Annotated in this window: 14 protein-coding genes; 7 read left to right on the top strand and 7 right to left on the bottom strand. The window is 70.3% G+C overall.

What is annotated here, in order from left to right; all coding sequences use genetic code 11:
- The first annotated feature begins 64 nt into the window (after positions 1–64).
- The gene (locus tag C6N40_RS09995; RefSeq protein WP_162782187.1) at positions 65–652 is read left to right on the top strand and encodes a putative metal-binding motif-containing protein; all 588 of its coding nucleotides are present in this window, start codon (positions 65–67) and stop codon (positions 650–652) included.
- Positions 649–1,158 carry a hypothetical protein gene (locus tag C6N40_RS09990; protein WP_106990883.1) on the top strand — a complete coding sequence of 170 codons (510 nt, stop codon included), beginning with the start codon at positions 649–651 and terminating at the stop codon, positions 1,156–1,158. The genes C6N40_RS09995 and C6N40_RS09990 overlap by 4 nt, the downstream gene beginning before the upstream one ends.
- Before the next feature lie 15 nt (positions 1,159–1,173).
- Here the strand turns inward: C6N40_RS09990 and zapE are convergent, their stop codons facing one another.
- The 4 genes from zapE to C6N40_RS09970 form a co-directional block, all read right to left on the bottom strand.
- Complete coding sequence (zapE, locus tag C6N40_RS09985) at positions 1,174–2,277, bottom strand: cell division protein ZapE (RefSeq protein ID WP_106990882.1); 1,104 nt, start codon at positions 2,275–2,277, stop codon at positions 1,174–1,176.
- Positions 2,270–2,941 (bottom strand): alpha/beta hydrolase, encoded by a 672-nt coding sequence (locus C6N40_RS09980; protein WP_106990881.1) that lies wholly within the window; start codon positions 2,939–2,941, stop codon positions 2,270–2,272. The genes zapE and C6N40_RS09980 overlap by 8 nt, the downstream gene beginning before the upstream one ends.
- A 16-nt stretch (positions 2,942–2,957) precedes the next feature.
- Entirely contained in the window at positions 2,958–4,724 is a 1,767-nt protein-coding gene (locus tag C6N40_RS09975; protein ID WP_106990880.1) for an ExeM/NucH family extracellular endonuclease, read from the bottom strand.
- Positions 4,725–4,789: 65 nt separating this feature from the next.
- The gene (locus tag C6N40_RS09970; protein WP_106990879.1) at positions 4,790–5,305 is read right to left on the bottom strand and encodes a c-type cytochrome; all 516 of its coding nucleotides are present in this window, start codon (positions 5,303–5,305) and stop codon (positions 4,790–4,792) included.
- Positions 5,306–5,464: 159 nt separating this feature from the next.
- Between C6N40_RS09970 and C6N40_RS09965 the strand changes: the two genes are divergently transcribed.
- On the top strand, positions 5,465–7,054 hold the full coding sequence (locus C6N40_RS09965; protein ID WP_162782186.1) for an MASE1 domain-containing protein: 1,590 nt from the start codon (positions 5,465–5,467) through the stop codon (positions 7,052–7,054).
- Here the strand turns inward: C6N40_RS09965 and C6N40_RS09960 are convergent.
- Positions 7,051–7,734, bottom strand: a complete 684-nt coding sequence (locus tag C6N40_RS09960; RefSeq protein WP_106990877.1) for an RES family NAD+ phosphorylase — start codon at positions 7,732–7,734, stop codon at positions 7,051–7,053. The two genes, C6N40_RS09965 and C6N40_RS09960, sit on opposite strands and share 4 nt — an antisense overlap.
- A complete protein-coding gene (locus tag C6N40_RS09955) occupies positions 7,731–8,135 on the bottom strand; it encodes an MbcA/ParS/Xre antitoxin family protein (protein WP_106990946.1) in 405 nt (134 codons plus the stop codon). The genes C6N40_RS09960 and C6N40_RS09955 overlap by 4 nt, the downstream gene beginning before the upstream one ends.
- Before the next feature lie 331 nt (positions 8,136–8,466).
- Here C6N40_RS09955 and C6N40_RS14100 point away from each other — a divergent pair, with 331 nt between their 5' ends.
- From C6N40_RS14100 to C6N40_RS09935, 4 genes are all read left to right on the top strand, one after another.
- Complete coding sequence (locus C6N40_RS14100; RefSeq protein ID WP_162782185.1) at positions 8,467–9,087, top strand: BON domain-containing protein; 621 nt, start codon at positions 8,467–8,469, stop codon at positions 9,085–9,087.
- A gap of 95 nt (positions 9,088–9,182) precedes the next feature.
- Entirely contained in the window at positions 9,183–9,641 is a 459-nt protein-coding gene (locus C6N40_RS09945; RefSeq protein ID WP_106990875.1) for a hypothetical protein, read from the top strand.
- 135 nt (positions 9,642–9,776) lie between these two features.
- Entirely contained in the window at positions 9,777–10,757 is a 981-nt protein-coding gene (locus tag C6N40_RS09940) for an HNH endonuclease (protein ID WP_106990874.1), read from the top strand.
- 33 nt (positions 10,758–10,790) lie between these two features.
- Positions 10,791–11,600, top strand: coding sequence for an NYN domain-containing protein (locus C6N40_RS09935; protein ID WP_106990873.1), 810 nt, complete (start codon positions 10,791–10,793; stop codon positions 11,598–11,600).
- Positions 11,601–11,617: 17 nt separating this feature from the next.
- Here C6N40_RS09935 and C6N40_RS09930 read toward each other — a convergent pair whose 3' ends face one another.
- Positions 11,618–12,169: a phosphoribosyltransferase family protein gene (locus C6N40_RS09930; RefSeq protein WP_106990872.1), complete on the bottom strand. Its 552-nt coding sequence runs from the start codon at positions 12,167–12,169 to the stop codon at positions 11,618–11,620.
- Positions 12,170–12,223 lie beyond the last annotated feature (54 nt).

Below are 12,223 nucleotides of genomic sequence, written 5' to 3'. Positions count from 1 at the left end.
GCCGATGCTAGCATGCAGCCAGGCGCGGCCCCGGCCGCGTCGCCCGCCTTCGCAGGGGAATGCCATGAGACTGTCCGCGCTCGTCCTGGCCGCAACCTTGTCCTGTCTCGGCGCCGCCACGCCGGCCCAGGAATCCAAGCCAGGCAACCAGGCTCCGCCACCTTCCACGCCACGGACGCTGCGACCCGAGGTCGCCTCGAAGGTCCGTGTGCCCGCCACCGGCGTGGTGCAACCCGCCGGGAACTTCCAGCGCCAGCTCGGCGTGCGCGGCGGCATGGACTACGAGCAGTTGCGCAAGCTGCGCCTGCAGGCCGAGCGCGAGGCCGAGGCCGCGCGGCGTCCGCCCGCGGTGGTGCCGCAGAACCGGCGCGACTACCGCCGACAGCCGGCCGACTGCGACGACCGCGACCGCAGCGTGCACCCCAACCAGGTGGAGGTGTGCAACTTCAAGGACGACAACTGCGACGGCGAGGTGGACGAGGGCGTGACCTGGACCGTCTGGCGCGACCAGGACGGCGACGGCTTCGGCGATGCCCGCTATCCGGTGGCCACCTGCCCGGTGGGCCAGGCGCTCTCCAATCTTTCGCTCAACGACCGCGATTGCGACGACGCCGACCGCGCCCGCAATCCCAGCCTGGGGACTTGTCCATGAGCCGCCATTTCTTCGCCGTCGCGTTCGTGCTTGCCTCCTTCGCGGGCGCCGCTGTCGCCCAGGATCCCGTGCGCGTGCGCGTGGGCAGCGGCGACAGCGGCGACCGCGCCCCGGTGGTGCGCATCGCCGGCCAGGACAAGTGCACCCGCGACAGCCAGTGCAGCGACGGCGTGTTCTGCAACGGCGCCGAGCGCTGCGCGCCGCAGGCGGCCAACGCCGACCGCCGCGGCTGCGTGGCCGGCAGCCCGCCCTGCCGCGATGGTGAGAACTGCCTGGAGCAGGAAGACCGCTGCCGCGTCGGTGTCTGCGACGTGCCCGACGCCGATCGCGACGGCCATGCCGCCATCGCCTGCGGCGGCGACGACTGCGACGATGCCGACCCCGACCGCAATCCCGGCCGCACCGAGATCTGCGACGCCCAGGGCAACGACGAGGACTGCGACGTCACCACGGTCGGCGACCGCGACGACGACGGCGACGGTTTCATCGACGCGATGTGCCGCTGAACCCGCCGGCCCGGCTCAGGGCCGGTGTTCGCGGGCCAGGTATTCGGCGCTGCGCATCTCGATCAGGCGCGAGGCGGTGCGTTCGAAGTCCTGGCGCAGCTTGTCGCCGGCGTAGAGCCACACCGGCTCGGCGGCGGCGCTGAGCAGCAGGTTCACGTTGCGGTCGTAGAGCTCGTCCACCAGGTGCACGAAGCGGCGCGCGGCGTTGTCGGCGGTCACGTCGAGCACCGGCACGTTCGACACCAGCACGGTGTGGAAGTCGCGGGCGATCTCGATGTAGTCGGCGGCGGCGCGCGGGCCTTCGCACAGGGCCGCGAAATCGAACCAGGCGATGCCTTCGGCCAGCGCCCGCACCGCGATCGGCCGGCCGTTGACCACCAGCGGCCCGTCTTCGCGCGGGCAGTCGGCGGCAAGGCGTTCGAAGTGCTCGGCCAGGCCGCGCTCGGCGTCCGCGCCGAGCGGCGTGAGATAGGTTTCCGCGCGGGTGAGCTGGCGCAGGCGGTAGTCCTGCGGGCTGTCGAGGAAGTGCACCACGCAGTGCGTTTCCAGCAGCGCGATCGCCGGCAGGAAGCGCGCGCGCTGCAGGCCGTCCCGGTACAGGTGCCTGGGCTCGGTGTTGGAGGTGGTGACCAGCACCACGCCGCGCGCGAACAGGCGCTCGAGCAGGCGCCCGAGGATCATCGCGTCGGCGATGTCGGAAACGATGAACTCGTCGAGCACCAGCAGCCGCAGTTCCTCGGCCAGCGCGTCGGCCACCACCGCCACGGTGTCGGCGGTGTCGGCGGGCAGGGCCTGGATGCGCGCGTGCACCTCGACCATGAAGCGGTGGAAGTGCCAGCGTCGGCGCGGCAGATCGCCGAGCTGGTCGAAGAGCAGGTCGTTGAGGAAGGTCTTGCCGCGGCCGACGCCGCCCCACAGGTACAGGCCGCGCACGTCACGCTGGCCGCGGCTGAACAGGCGCTTCCAGGCGGGCGTCGACTTGCGCGCGAGCAGCTCGCGATGGATGCGGTCGAGTTCGGCCAGCGCCGGTTGCTGGGCCGGGTCGTGCTGCCAGCGGCCGCCGGCCACGCCGGCGGCATAGGCCTGCGACGGCGGCCGGGCCGCCGTGGCTTCAGCCATGGCGCGGCGGCGGCAGGTGCTTGCGCACGCCGTTCTTGATCGCGCCGCGCAGGTCCATCAGCCGCCGGTGGAAGAAGTGGCTGGTGTCGGGCATCTTCACCAGCGTCGGCTTGCGCTCGAGCGTGTCGATCCAGTCGTAGACCTTGCGCGGATCCACCACCTCGTCGGCGTCGGGCATCACCACCAGCCAGGGGCAGGTGGGCGGCTGCACGCCGGAGAAGTCGCGGAAGCCCACCGGCGGCGCCAGCGAGATCATCTGCGTCACCGGCAGCTGGCGCGCGCCCTGCAGGGCGACCCAGGAGCCGAAGGAAAAGCCGGCCAGCCACAGGTCGTCGCCGGGGCGCACCTTGCGCACCCAGTTGGCCACGGCCAGCAGGTCGAGGATTTCGCCGCGGCCTTCGTCCCAGCTGCCCTCGGACTTGCCGACGCCGCGGAAGTTGAAGCGCACCGCCGCCACGCCCAGTTCGCTGACCGCGCGCGCGGCCATGGTGACGACCTTGTTGTGCAGGGTGCCGCCCTCGGGCGGGTTGGGGTGGCAGATGACGGCCACGCCGGCGCGCTCCTGCCCTTCCTCGGGCAGGTCCACCATCAGCTCGAGCTGGCCGGCCGGGCCGGGAATCAGCAGCGGGCCGGAGTCGGTGGGGAAGGCGGGCAGGGCGTCCATCCGCGGATGATATCCCCTAGCGGGCCAGGTCGAGGCCCAGCAGCAGCGGGTCGTGGTCGGAGGCGCGCCAGGGCGACCGGCCGAACTTCTCCGATTGATAGCCGAACGTGCCGGCTTCGTCCGCGTTAACATGCCATTCCGCCGCTCCGCGCAGGCGTTCGGCCAGGCCGGCGTCGAGCAGGGCGTGGTCGAGCCGCCCGGACTGGCCCTGGAACACGAAGGAATAGGGACGCTCGAGCTTCATGCGCGTGAAGGCGTCCTGCCAGCCCTCGCTGCGCAGCAGGCGCAGCGGGTCTTCCTGGGCGTAGGCGTTGAAGTCGCCGATCAGCAGGTGGCCGGCCGGGCGGGTGCCGGTGGGGTCCTTGCCCAGCCACGCGTGCAGCAGGCGGGCCGACTCGACGCGGGTGGCGTTGAAGCAGGCCTGGCCGTCGTCCTGGTCGGCGTCGCCGTTTTGGGCCTCGGCGCAGCCGCCCTTGGACTTGAAGTGGTTGGCCACCACCACGAACACCGGCCCGCGCCCGGCGCGGAAGGCCTGGGCCAGCGGTACCCGGCTGCGGTCGCGGAAGGGGCCGTCGGCCAGCGTGGCCGGCCGGCCGACCGGGGTGAAGCGGCTGGCGCGGTAGAGGATGCCGACCCGGATCGGGTTGTCGCCCGGGCCGCTGCCGGTGTCGACGAAGGCCCAGTCGTCGTGCGGGCCGGCGGCGTTGAGCGCGGCCACGAAGCGCGCGATCGAGGAGTCCGGGCCATAGCCGTCGTTCTCGATCTCCATCAGCGCGGCCAGGTCCGGATCCATCGCCTGCACGGTGGCCACCAGCTTGGCCTGCTGGCGCAGGTAGTCGGCCTCGGTGGCGGCGCCGCGCGGGGTCGGGAAACCGCCGCCGCGGCCGTCGCCGTTGAACAGGTTGAGCATGTTGAAGCCGGCGATCCGGCGGTCGCCGGGTACCTGCGGCGGCGCCGGGCGCGGCGCCTGTTCGATGCCGGCGATGGGCTCGGCGAGCTGCAGCCGGTAGCTGCCGAAGCGCTGCTCGAGCACGCCGGTGACGCCGTTGAGCACGCTGCCCACGCGCAGCGGCGCGTCGTCGTTCAGGTGCTTGCCGGGCAGGAACCACAGCTTGTCGGGGTCGCGGGTGGTGCGGCCGTCATCGAGGCGCAGCATCAGGCGCGCGTTCTCGGCGGCGATGCCCTGGGCGGCCGGGCCCGGCGGCGCCAGTTCGGTGGGCGCGTACAGCCGGCCGCCGAAGCTCACCCGCAGCTCGCCGTAGCGGGACAGGTCTTCGTTGCCGGTGACGGTGAGCGGAACGGCGATGCGGACCAGCATGCCTTCGTAGCGCTCCCAGTCGCCGGGGCTGGGCGGCGCGCTTTCCAGCAACAGCGGGGCCACTTCGGCCCGGCCGAGCAGGTCGACCTGGCTGGCTTCGATGGCGGTGAGCGTGGCGCCGTCGTCGCCCTGTTCGAGCACGGTGCCGGAAACGCGCACCGTGTCGCCCACCTTGAGCCGGGGCTCGGCGTCGCGCTCCCGGGGCAGGAACAGGCCCTCGGACGTGGCCGGGTCGGCATCCGGGGAAAGCGACTGCAGGAACACGCCGCCGAGCCCGCCAAATGGCGCCACCACCACGCCTTCGACCGTGACCCGGCGGCCTTCCAGCGGACTGCGCTGGCCGCTGCCCTGCACCGTCGCGATGGCGACCAGGCCGCCTTCCGCGGGCAGGACGCCGGACGGATCGGCCGCCGGCTGCGTGCAGGCGGCCAGGACCAGGGGCAGGAGCAGGAGCGGACGGCGCATTCGGTTCTCCGGAAACGAAGACGCCGCCCGGAGGCGGCGTCTTGAGCAAGGGCGTGGGACCAAGCTTACTTCAGGTTGTCGACCATCCACTGCACGGTGGCCACGACCTGCTCGTCGCTCAGGTTCGGGTTGCCGCCCTTGGCGGGCATCACGCCGGCCGCGCCGGTGAAGCCGTCGATGGCGTGGCGGTTGACGGTGTCCATGCCCTGGGCGATGCGGGCGGTCCACTCGGCCTTGACCAGCTTCGGCGCGCCGGCTGCACCCGAGGTGTGGCAGGCGCTGCAGAGCGCGTCGTAGATGACCTTGCCGTCGAGCGTGCCGTCGTAGGCCACCTGCCCGGCCGAGGCGGCGGCCGCCTGGGCGGCAGCGGCGGCCTGGGCGGCGGCACCGGTGGAGCCGGCGTAGACGGCGCCGACCGGGCGCACGCGCTGGGCCATGGCGGCTTCGGCGACCGGGTTCGGCTCCGGCTCCTGCTGGCTGTTGATGTACACGCCCAGCAGGATCAACGCGAGCGTCAGGGCCACCAGGAAGGCGATGACCATCGAGAAATGCTTGAGGAAAACCAGATCGTGGTTGCGCACGGGGAGTCCTGACGGCGGGCCGGGGCCCTGTGGATACGAGGCCCGCGATTATATCGGCCCCCGCGCATGCAAGTGAAGTTGCACCCCGGCGGGCCGCCGCCGCCTTCCCGTCGGTTAGCATGGCCGGGCCGGGACGACCGGCGGGGGAATGGGCTCTACATGGCTTGGCAGCCACTGGCATTGCTGCAGGACGCAGGTCCCGGCCGGAACGGCCGGTGGGCCCTGTTTTCGCTGCTGGCCCTGCTGGCCTGGCTGGCCCTGGAGCAGCTTTCGGCCCAGCTGTGGTTCCTGCCCGCCGGCCTGCGCCTGGCCCTGCTGTGGCTCACCCCGAGCCGGCGCTGGGGCTGGCTGGCCCTGGCCGAGGTGATCGGCCAGGCGATCAAGTCGGTGCTGCTGGGCTACGCCCTTTTCACCCCCACCTTCCTGGCCGTCTGCGTGGCGCCCTGGCTGGTGTATGCCGCGATCGTGTACCTGCTGCGCGGCAGCCGGCCGGGTCCGCCGCCGGACTCGCCCACCCGCATGCTGCTGTTCCTGCTGGCCGGCCTGCTCGGCGCCGCGGGCGTTTCGCCGCTGCTGTGGATGTTCCTGGTCACCTACCCGATGAGCACGGCCGACTCGCTGGCCAGCATGTTCGCCTTCATGTACGGCGACCTGATCGGCCAGCTGGTGCTGGCGCCGCTGCTGGTGGCGGTGGCGCACGGCGGGCTACGGCGCTCGCGCCACCTGGGCCTGCTGCGCGACCTGGGCCTGGTGCTGCTGGCGGCGATGGCGATGTTCCTGGTGCTTCAGGCCTACGCCGACCTGGCGACGTACGTGCTGCTGCTGGCGTTCGCGCCGCTGTTCTTCCTCGGTTTCCGCCAGGGCTGGGCCGGCGGCGCGCTGGGCATGACGATGCTCGGCCTGGTGGTGCAGGGCCTGGTGCAGGCCGGCTTCCTGTCGGTCAACGTCACCATGCTGCAGCTGGTGCTGGCCGTGGTGGGCGGCGGCGCGCTGGTGCTGGGCGCCGCCAGCACCGCGCTGCGCCAGAGCCACCTCGCCCTGGCCGAGCGGCACGCCGAGCTGGCCGTAAAGACCCGCGAGCTCGAAGCGCTGGCGGCCGAACTGGGCGAGGTGGGCCAGCGCCTGGTGCGGCTGGAGGAACAGGGCCAGCGCGAACTGGCCAGCGAGCTCGAGTACGAACTGGGCCACGCCATCCACGCCCTGGGCACGCGCATCAGCCTGGCCTTCCGCGACGTGCGCGACGAGCAGGGCACGCGCCTGCTCGAGTCGCTGCGCGAGCAGGTGCGCGAGATCCAGGACAGCCTGCGGCGCGCGCTGCGCCAGCTGCGCCCGCCCCAGCTCGACAGCCACGGCCTGCGCCAGGCGCTGGAAACCGGCCCGCTGCGCGAGATGCTGGAAGACAGCGGCGTGGTCTTCGAGCCGCGCTTCGAAGGCGACGTGGACGCGTTGGGCGAGGACGCCCGCACCACCGTCTACCGCATCTGCCAGGCCGCCGTGCGCGAGGCGGTGCGACTGGACGTGGTGCGCCGCCTGGTGCTGGCGCTGGAGGTCGGCCCGGGCGAGGGTGGCCACCGGGTCGCGCTGACGCTGGACCTGGAGTTCTCGCCCTACGCCCAGCACTTGCCGGCACTCGAGCCGGTGCCCGGCATCAAGGACCGGGTGGTGGCGGTGCAGGGTGAGTACCTCCTCGAGCCACAGGTACACACGCACCGGCATCTGGTGCGGTTCGTGGCGGGGTTCCGGCACTAGGCCAGGCTGGAGCGCGTGGCGATGGCGTAGTCGGGCAGGATGCGCTGGCCGTCCCAGTAATAGACCAGGTGCCGCGCCTGCACGCAGGGCGCGACCACGTCCGGGTGGAACACGCCCACGCACTGCCCGCCGGCGTGGCGAACGCTGGGATAGACGACCCCGTCGGAACCTTCGGTGCGCAGCGTGCGCGCAAGCGCCTGCGGCGGGCCGTAGTCGTCGGGGCGCAGCATGGCCTGCCAGCCGCGGCGCAGGTCGTGCAGGCGGGCGCGGATGGCGGTGCGGTAGCAGCGCATCTCGATGTTCATCGCCGGCTCGTTGGTGGCGGCCATGAAGGCGGCGCGGTGGTGCATGGTTTCGGCGATGGCGGTGTCGAGCGTGCGCGCGGCGTAGAACACGCCGTAGCTGCCATCGCTGAACCGGCTGCCGGCCGGATTGAGGTGGGTGAAGGCGGCCATGACCGGCTGCGTGCCCGGGCCACTGACCCGCCGCGCCCTCGGCACCAGCTGCAGCTGCCCCAGCTCCTCGCGCAGGCGCGGGTTGGTCAGCGACTCGAGCAGGTACAGCGCCTCGAGGTCCTCGGGCCGGGCGATGCGGTCGAACACACCCTGCGGCGGGAAGCGACTGGGCACGAGGCGCCAGGCCTCTGGCCAGTCGACGCGGGCCAGGCGTGGCGCCTTCATTGCCAGCCGCGCTGGGCGTCGAGGTAGCTGCGCACGACGTACAGGTCGGCGACGTTGCCCGACAGCATGCGATCGAGCGCCGAGCCGCCGCCGAAGGGCAGTGCGCTGTTGGGCTTGCGCAGCCAGGCGTCGGCGCGGGTCGGGTCGGGGAAGAGGATCTGCAGGGCCTTGTAGATGCCCAGCACGTAGCTGATGCGCTCGAGCACGTCGCGGCCGGGCTGGCCGTCGCGCAGCTTCTTCCACTTGTACCAGGTGGACTCGGGCGGGTCGCCGAGCAGGCGCCGGGCTTCGGCGTTCTTCAGGCCCCAGGCCTCGGTGATGGCGAAGTACGCGCGCAGCGCCGGGCCGCCGAGTTCGGGCCGTGGCGCCTCGGGGGTGGGGCGGGGTTGGCGCTGGGCCATGACGACCTCCTCCATGTGGAGTGCAAGGACAGACTACTCCACTTGTGGAGTAATTCAACGCGTCCTCGCCGGCGCGGCGGCCGCCGCCGGCCGCCGTGCGGAAATCCACCCGGGACCGTTCATGTTTGTGCAAGCCATTGTGGGGCGGGGAAAAACCGGCGATCCGATGCCTGCCGCGGAACGCTTTTCAAACAACCGCTTCAGTTTTTGTTGCGAAAAGGCTGGCCAACCTCGGCCCACGTTCGACGGACGTGCTGGCGATCCCCCGATCGCGCCGTCGGGCCAGGCCCCCGGGGCCGAACCCCCCAACGTTCGCAAGGAGAAGAACCCCATGAACGCCATCAAGACGTCCCTGCTCGCCACCACCATCGCCCTGGCCCTCGGCAGCGCCCCCGTGCTGGCCGACGACCACAAGCCCGAGCGCACCGCCAGCCAGGTGGCCACCGATGCCGCCATCACCGCCTCGGTGAAGACCAAGCTGCTGGCCGACGATCGCACCAAGGGCTTCGACATAAATGTCACCACCCACAACGGCGTGGTCACGCTCGAGGGCGGCGCCGACAGCCTGGCCGCCAAGCTGGCCGCCAGCGAGCTGGCCGGCCAGGCCGAGAACGTGGTGCTGATCAAGAACAACCTTGTGGTGGCCACGCCCGGCAGCGAGAAGCGCCAGGACGCCAACACCGCGACCCTGTCGGGTGAGGTCCGCGAGGGCCTGGACGAGGCCGGCGACGGCATCGACGACGCCTGGATCACCACCAAGGTCAAGTCCAAGCTGCTGGCCGACGACCAGGTGAAGGGCACCGACATCAATGTCGACGTGAAGGCCAACGTGGTCACCCTGAGCGGCACCGCCCCGAGCCTCGAGGCCCGCATCAAGGCCATCGAGCTGGCGCAGGAAACCCGCGGCGTGCGCAGCGTGGTGGCCACCGAACTGCGGGTCGTCCGCAAGTAAGCGCCACGGCGCCATCCATGTCAGAGTGGACGGCGACGGCCGGGCCTCCGGGCCCGGCCGTTTCCGTTGGAGCCAAGGCAACCCGGAGGACACCGATGAGCGAACAACACCGCAGCGTCTTCGCCCTCGACGACCTGGCCGCGCTGGAAGACGCCGTGGCCGCGGCCCGCGCCGCCGGCGTGGCCGACGAAGACATCGCCCTGGTGGCGCGCCACGACATCGAACTCGAACTCGACCCCAGAGCCAGCGACTCGGACGCCCAGGGCCACGTGCGCGGCCTGCTGGCCGGCCTGTCGGCGATCACCGTGCCCACGCTGGGCGTCAGTGTCGCCGGCGCGGGCCTGATCAGCCTGCTCGGCAGCAACATCGCCGGCTGGTTCCGCGCCCTCGGCGGCGACCACGCCACCGACGACGTGCGCGCCCGCTACCGCGAGCTCGTGCAGGACGGCAAGCTGCTGCTCGTCATCGCCTCGCCCTCGCCCGCCAAGCACGCCGCCGCCCACGCCGCCGTCGCCAGTACCGGTGCGCGAGTTGTCGACGACGGGCAGGACTGACTCCGCCTGCTCACCCGGCCCTCTGCAGGAGGGCCTTTAGGACCGACTTGTGCCTGGCAAGCGAACCTCCCTCCTCCTGGCCCTGCCCGGCCCGCCATGGTTATCCTGGAGCGGCCGCGTCGCCGGATCCGAGCCATGCGCTATTGGTGGGTAAACCAGAACCAGACGTATGCCCACGAAGTAGGGGGAAACTACCTCTGGTCGCCCAAGGTAAATGCCAATGGCAATCGGAACCCCTTCTATGAGTTCATGAGGGAAGTAGCGCCAGGGGATGTCGTGTTCTCGTTTTGCGACACGCGCATAAGGGCCATTGGCATAGCGCGTTCGCATGCCTACGAAGCCCCCAAGCCGCTCGAGTTCCAGAATGCCGGCGCCTACTGGAACAAGGTGGGTTGGCGGGTGGACGTTGGCTTCGTGGAACTCATGGTCCAGCCCCGCCCGGCGGACCACATGGAGTTGATTGGCAAAGTACTTCCTGAGAAGTACGCGCCATTGCAGTTCAATGGAAAGGGGCTGCAGGGTGTATACCTGACAGAGGTTACGGAAGCCTTCGCCAACGTCCTCCTTGGTCTGATGGACCAGGCCGCACGCAATCTGGTTCGGGCAAGCTTCCAGCAAGACGCAGCGGGTCTGCGCGCGGACGCCGTGGGACTGGTGGAATGGGAGGCGCACCAGATCGCGGAAGTGCAGAACAACAAGTCCATCCCGGAGACCGACAGGTTGGCAGTAATCCTTGCCCGACGCGGGCAAGGGAAGTTCAAGGAGAATGTGCTCAAGCGTGAGCATCGCTGCCGGATAACCTTGGTCGACAGGATCGAGCACCTGAGAGCAAGCCACTGCAAACCCTGGCGGGATGCATCGAACAGCGAGCGACTCGACGGCGAAAACGGCTTGTTGCTGACGCCGAGCATGGATCATCTGTTCGACCGGGGCTTCATCAGCTTCAAGGACAACGGCGACGTGCTCGTTTCACCGGTAGCACACAAACCCTCCCTGGGTAAGATGGGGCTTGCTACGGATACCAAGATCAACGTTGGTTCGTTTACTTCAATGCAAAAGAAGTACCTCGAATTCCATCGAAACTTCGTGTTCCTGGAATCACGTAACCGGAACTAGCACCGCTTCGCCGCGACAGGAGGCATGCAGCCAATGGCCAAGAATGACGTCCGCTCCACCCAGGATGCAGACGCCGCCCATCTGGCGGTCCTGATCGATGCCGACAACGCCCAGCCTTCGGTGATCGAGGGTTTGCTGGCCGAGGTGGCGAAGTTCGGCGTCGCCAGCGTCAAGCGCATCTATGGCGATTTCACCTCGCAGCGGCTGCAGGGCTGGAAGCAGGTGCTGCTCAAGCACTCGATCCACCCGGTGCAGCAGTTCGCCTATACCTCGGGCAAGAACGCCACCGACAGTTCGCTGATCATCGACGCGATGGACCTGATGTACACGGGGCGCTTCGACGGCTTCTGCCTGGTGTCGAGCGACAGCGACTTCACCCGGCTGGCGCAGCGGCTGCGCGAGGCGGGGCTGACGGTCTATGGCTTCGGCGAGCGCAAGACGCCTGATCCGTTCGTGCAGGCCTGCGACAAGTTCATCTACACCGAGGTGCTGCGCCAGGAAGCCACCGAGGTCGAAAAACCGGAGCCTGCGAAGGCGGCCGGGAAGGCGCCGGCCAAGTCGGCCGCCAAATCGGCGGCGCCGGCGGAGAAACCCAAGTCACCGCAGCAGGCCCCACGCAAACTGCTCAACCAGGCCATCGAAGAAGCCGGCGACGAGGAGGGCTGGGCGCAGCTTGGCGCGGTCGGCAGCTACCTCAACAAGCTGCGCTCAGACTTCGACCCGCGCCTGTACGGGCACCGCAAGCTCAGCGAGCTGTTCAAGGCGCACCCGAAGTGGTTCGAGCTCAAGGAGCTGGCGAGTGCGGCGGGCGGAAAGGATCTGTACGTCCGCGCGAGGTCCTGAGAAGGCCCTCCCGCAGTTCAGCCCTTGGGCGATTCGGCGGGGCGCCAGAGGTCGACGGCGAAGTCGGATTCGTAGGGCGGCACGTTGCACTCGATGACGTCGTCGGGGGCGATCTTGAGCGTGAGGCCGACGATGTCGGCGCGCACCGGCATGCGGTGGCGCTGGCGGTCCACCAGCACGGCGGCGTGCACGTGGGCGGGCTTCTGGGTGGCCAGCCACTCGAACACGCGCATCAGCGAATAGCCCTGGTAGAGCACGTCGTCTACCACGATGACGCGGCGGTTCATCAGGTCGGCGCCGGTCGGCGCTTCGAGCGCGGTTTCGGGGTGCAGCAGTTCGAGGTTGTCGGCGTAACGCTTCACTTTCAGGTCCAGCCGCGACACTTCGGCCCAGGGCGCATGCACGCGGATGCGGGCCAGCAGGCGGTCGGCCAACGGCGCGCCGCGACGCAGCATGCCCAGCAGCACGGTCGGCGTGGCGTCGAGAAGGGCGGCGGCCTGGCGCGCCATGTCGTCGATCACCAGCGCCAGGTCGGTTTCGGAATAGAGGCGGAAGCGATCGGCGGGCATGGCGGTCTCCGGCTGGGTTGCGGCTAGCCTAGCCCGGCCCGTGGTGCCGGCAAA

The sequence above is a fragment of the Arenimonas caeni genome, from assembly GCF_003024235.1.
GTDB classification, from domain to species: domain Bacteria; phylum Pseudomonadota; class Gammaproteobacteria; order Xanthomonadales; family Xanthomonadaceae; genus Arenimonas; species Arenimonas caeni.
The sequence above is the reverse complement of the archived record's forward strand: the minus strand, read 5'-3'. Positions and strand labels throughout refer to the sequence as shown.

Bases quoted from the DNA above. Each gene is read 5' to 3' on its own strand.
- C6N40_RS09995 (WP_162782187.1), top strand. From the start codon at position 65: ATGAGACTGTCCGCGCTCGTCCTGGCCGCAACCTTGTCCTGTCTCGGC.
- C6N40_RS09990 (WP_106990883.1), top strand. From the start codon at position 649: ATGAGCCGCCATTTCTTCGCCGTCGCGTTCGTGCTTGCCTCCTTCGCG.
- zapE (WP_106990882.1), bottom strand. From the start codon at position 2,277: ATGGCTGAAGCCACGGCGGCCCGGCCGCCGTCGCAGGCCTATGCCGCC.
- C6N40_RS09980 (WP_106990881.1), bottom strand. From the start codon at position 2,941: ATGGACGCCCTGCCCGCCTTCCCCACCGACTCCGGCCCGCTGCTGATT.
- C6N40_RS09975 (WP_106990880.1), bottom strand. From the start codon at position 4,724: ATGCGCCGTCCGCTCCTGCTCCTGCCCCTGGTCCTGGCCGCCTGCACG.
- C6N40_RS09965 (WP_162782186.1), top strand. From the start codon at position 5,465: ATGGCTTGGCAGCCACTGGCATTGCTGCAGGACGCAGGTCCCGGCCGG.
- C6N40_RS09960 (WP_106990877.1), bottom strand. From the start codon at position 7,734: ATGAAGGCGCCACGCCTGGCCCGCGTCGACTGGCCAGAGGCCTGGCGC.
- C6N40_RS09955 (WP_106990946.1), bottom strand. From the start codon at position 8,135: ATGGCCCAGCGCCAACCCCGCCCCACCCCCGAGGCGCCACGGCCCGAA.
- C6N40_RS14100 (WP_162782185.1), top strand. From the start codon at position 8,467: ATGAACGCCATCAAGACGTCCCTGCTCGCCACCACCATCGCCCTGGCC.
- C6N40_RS09945 (WP_106990875.1), top strand. From the start codon at position 9,183: ATGAGCGAACAACACCGCAGCGTCTTCGCCCTCGACGACCTGGCCGCG.
- C6N40_RS09940 (WP_106990874.1), top strand. From the start codon at position 9,777: ATGCGCTATTGGTGGGTAAACCAGAACCAGACGTATGCCCACGAAGTA.
- C6N40_RS09935 (WP_106990873.1), top strand. From the start codon at position 10,791: ATGGCCAAGAATGACGTCCGCTCCACCCAGGATGCAGACGCCGCCCAT.
- C6N40_RS09930 (WP_106990872.1), bottom strand. From the start codon at position 12,169: ATGCCCGCCGATCGCTTCCGCCTCTATTCCGAAACCGACCTGGCGCTG.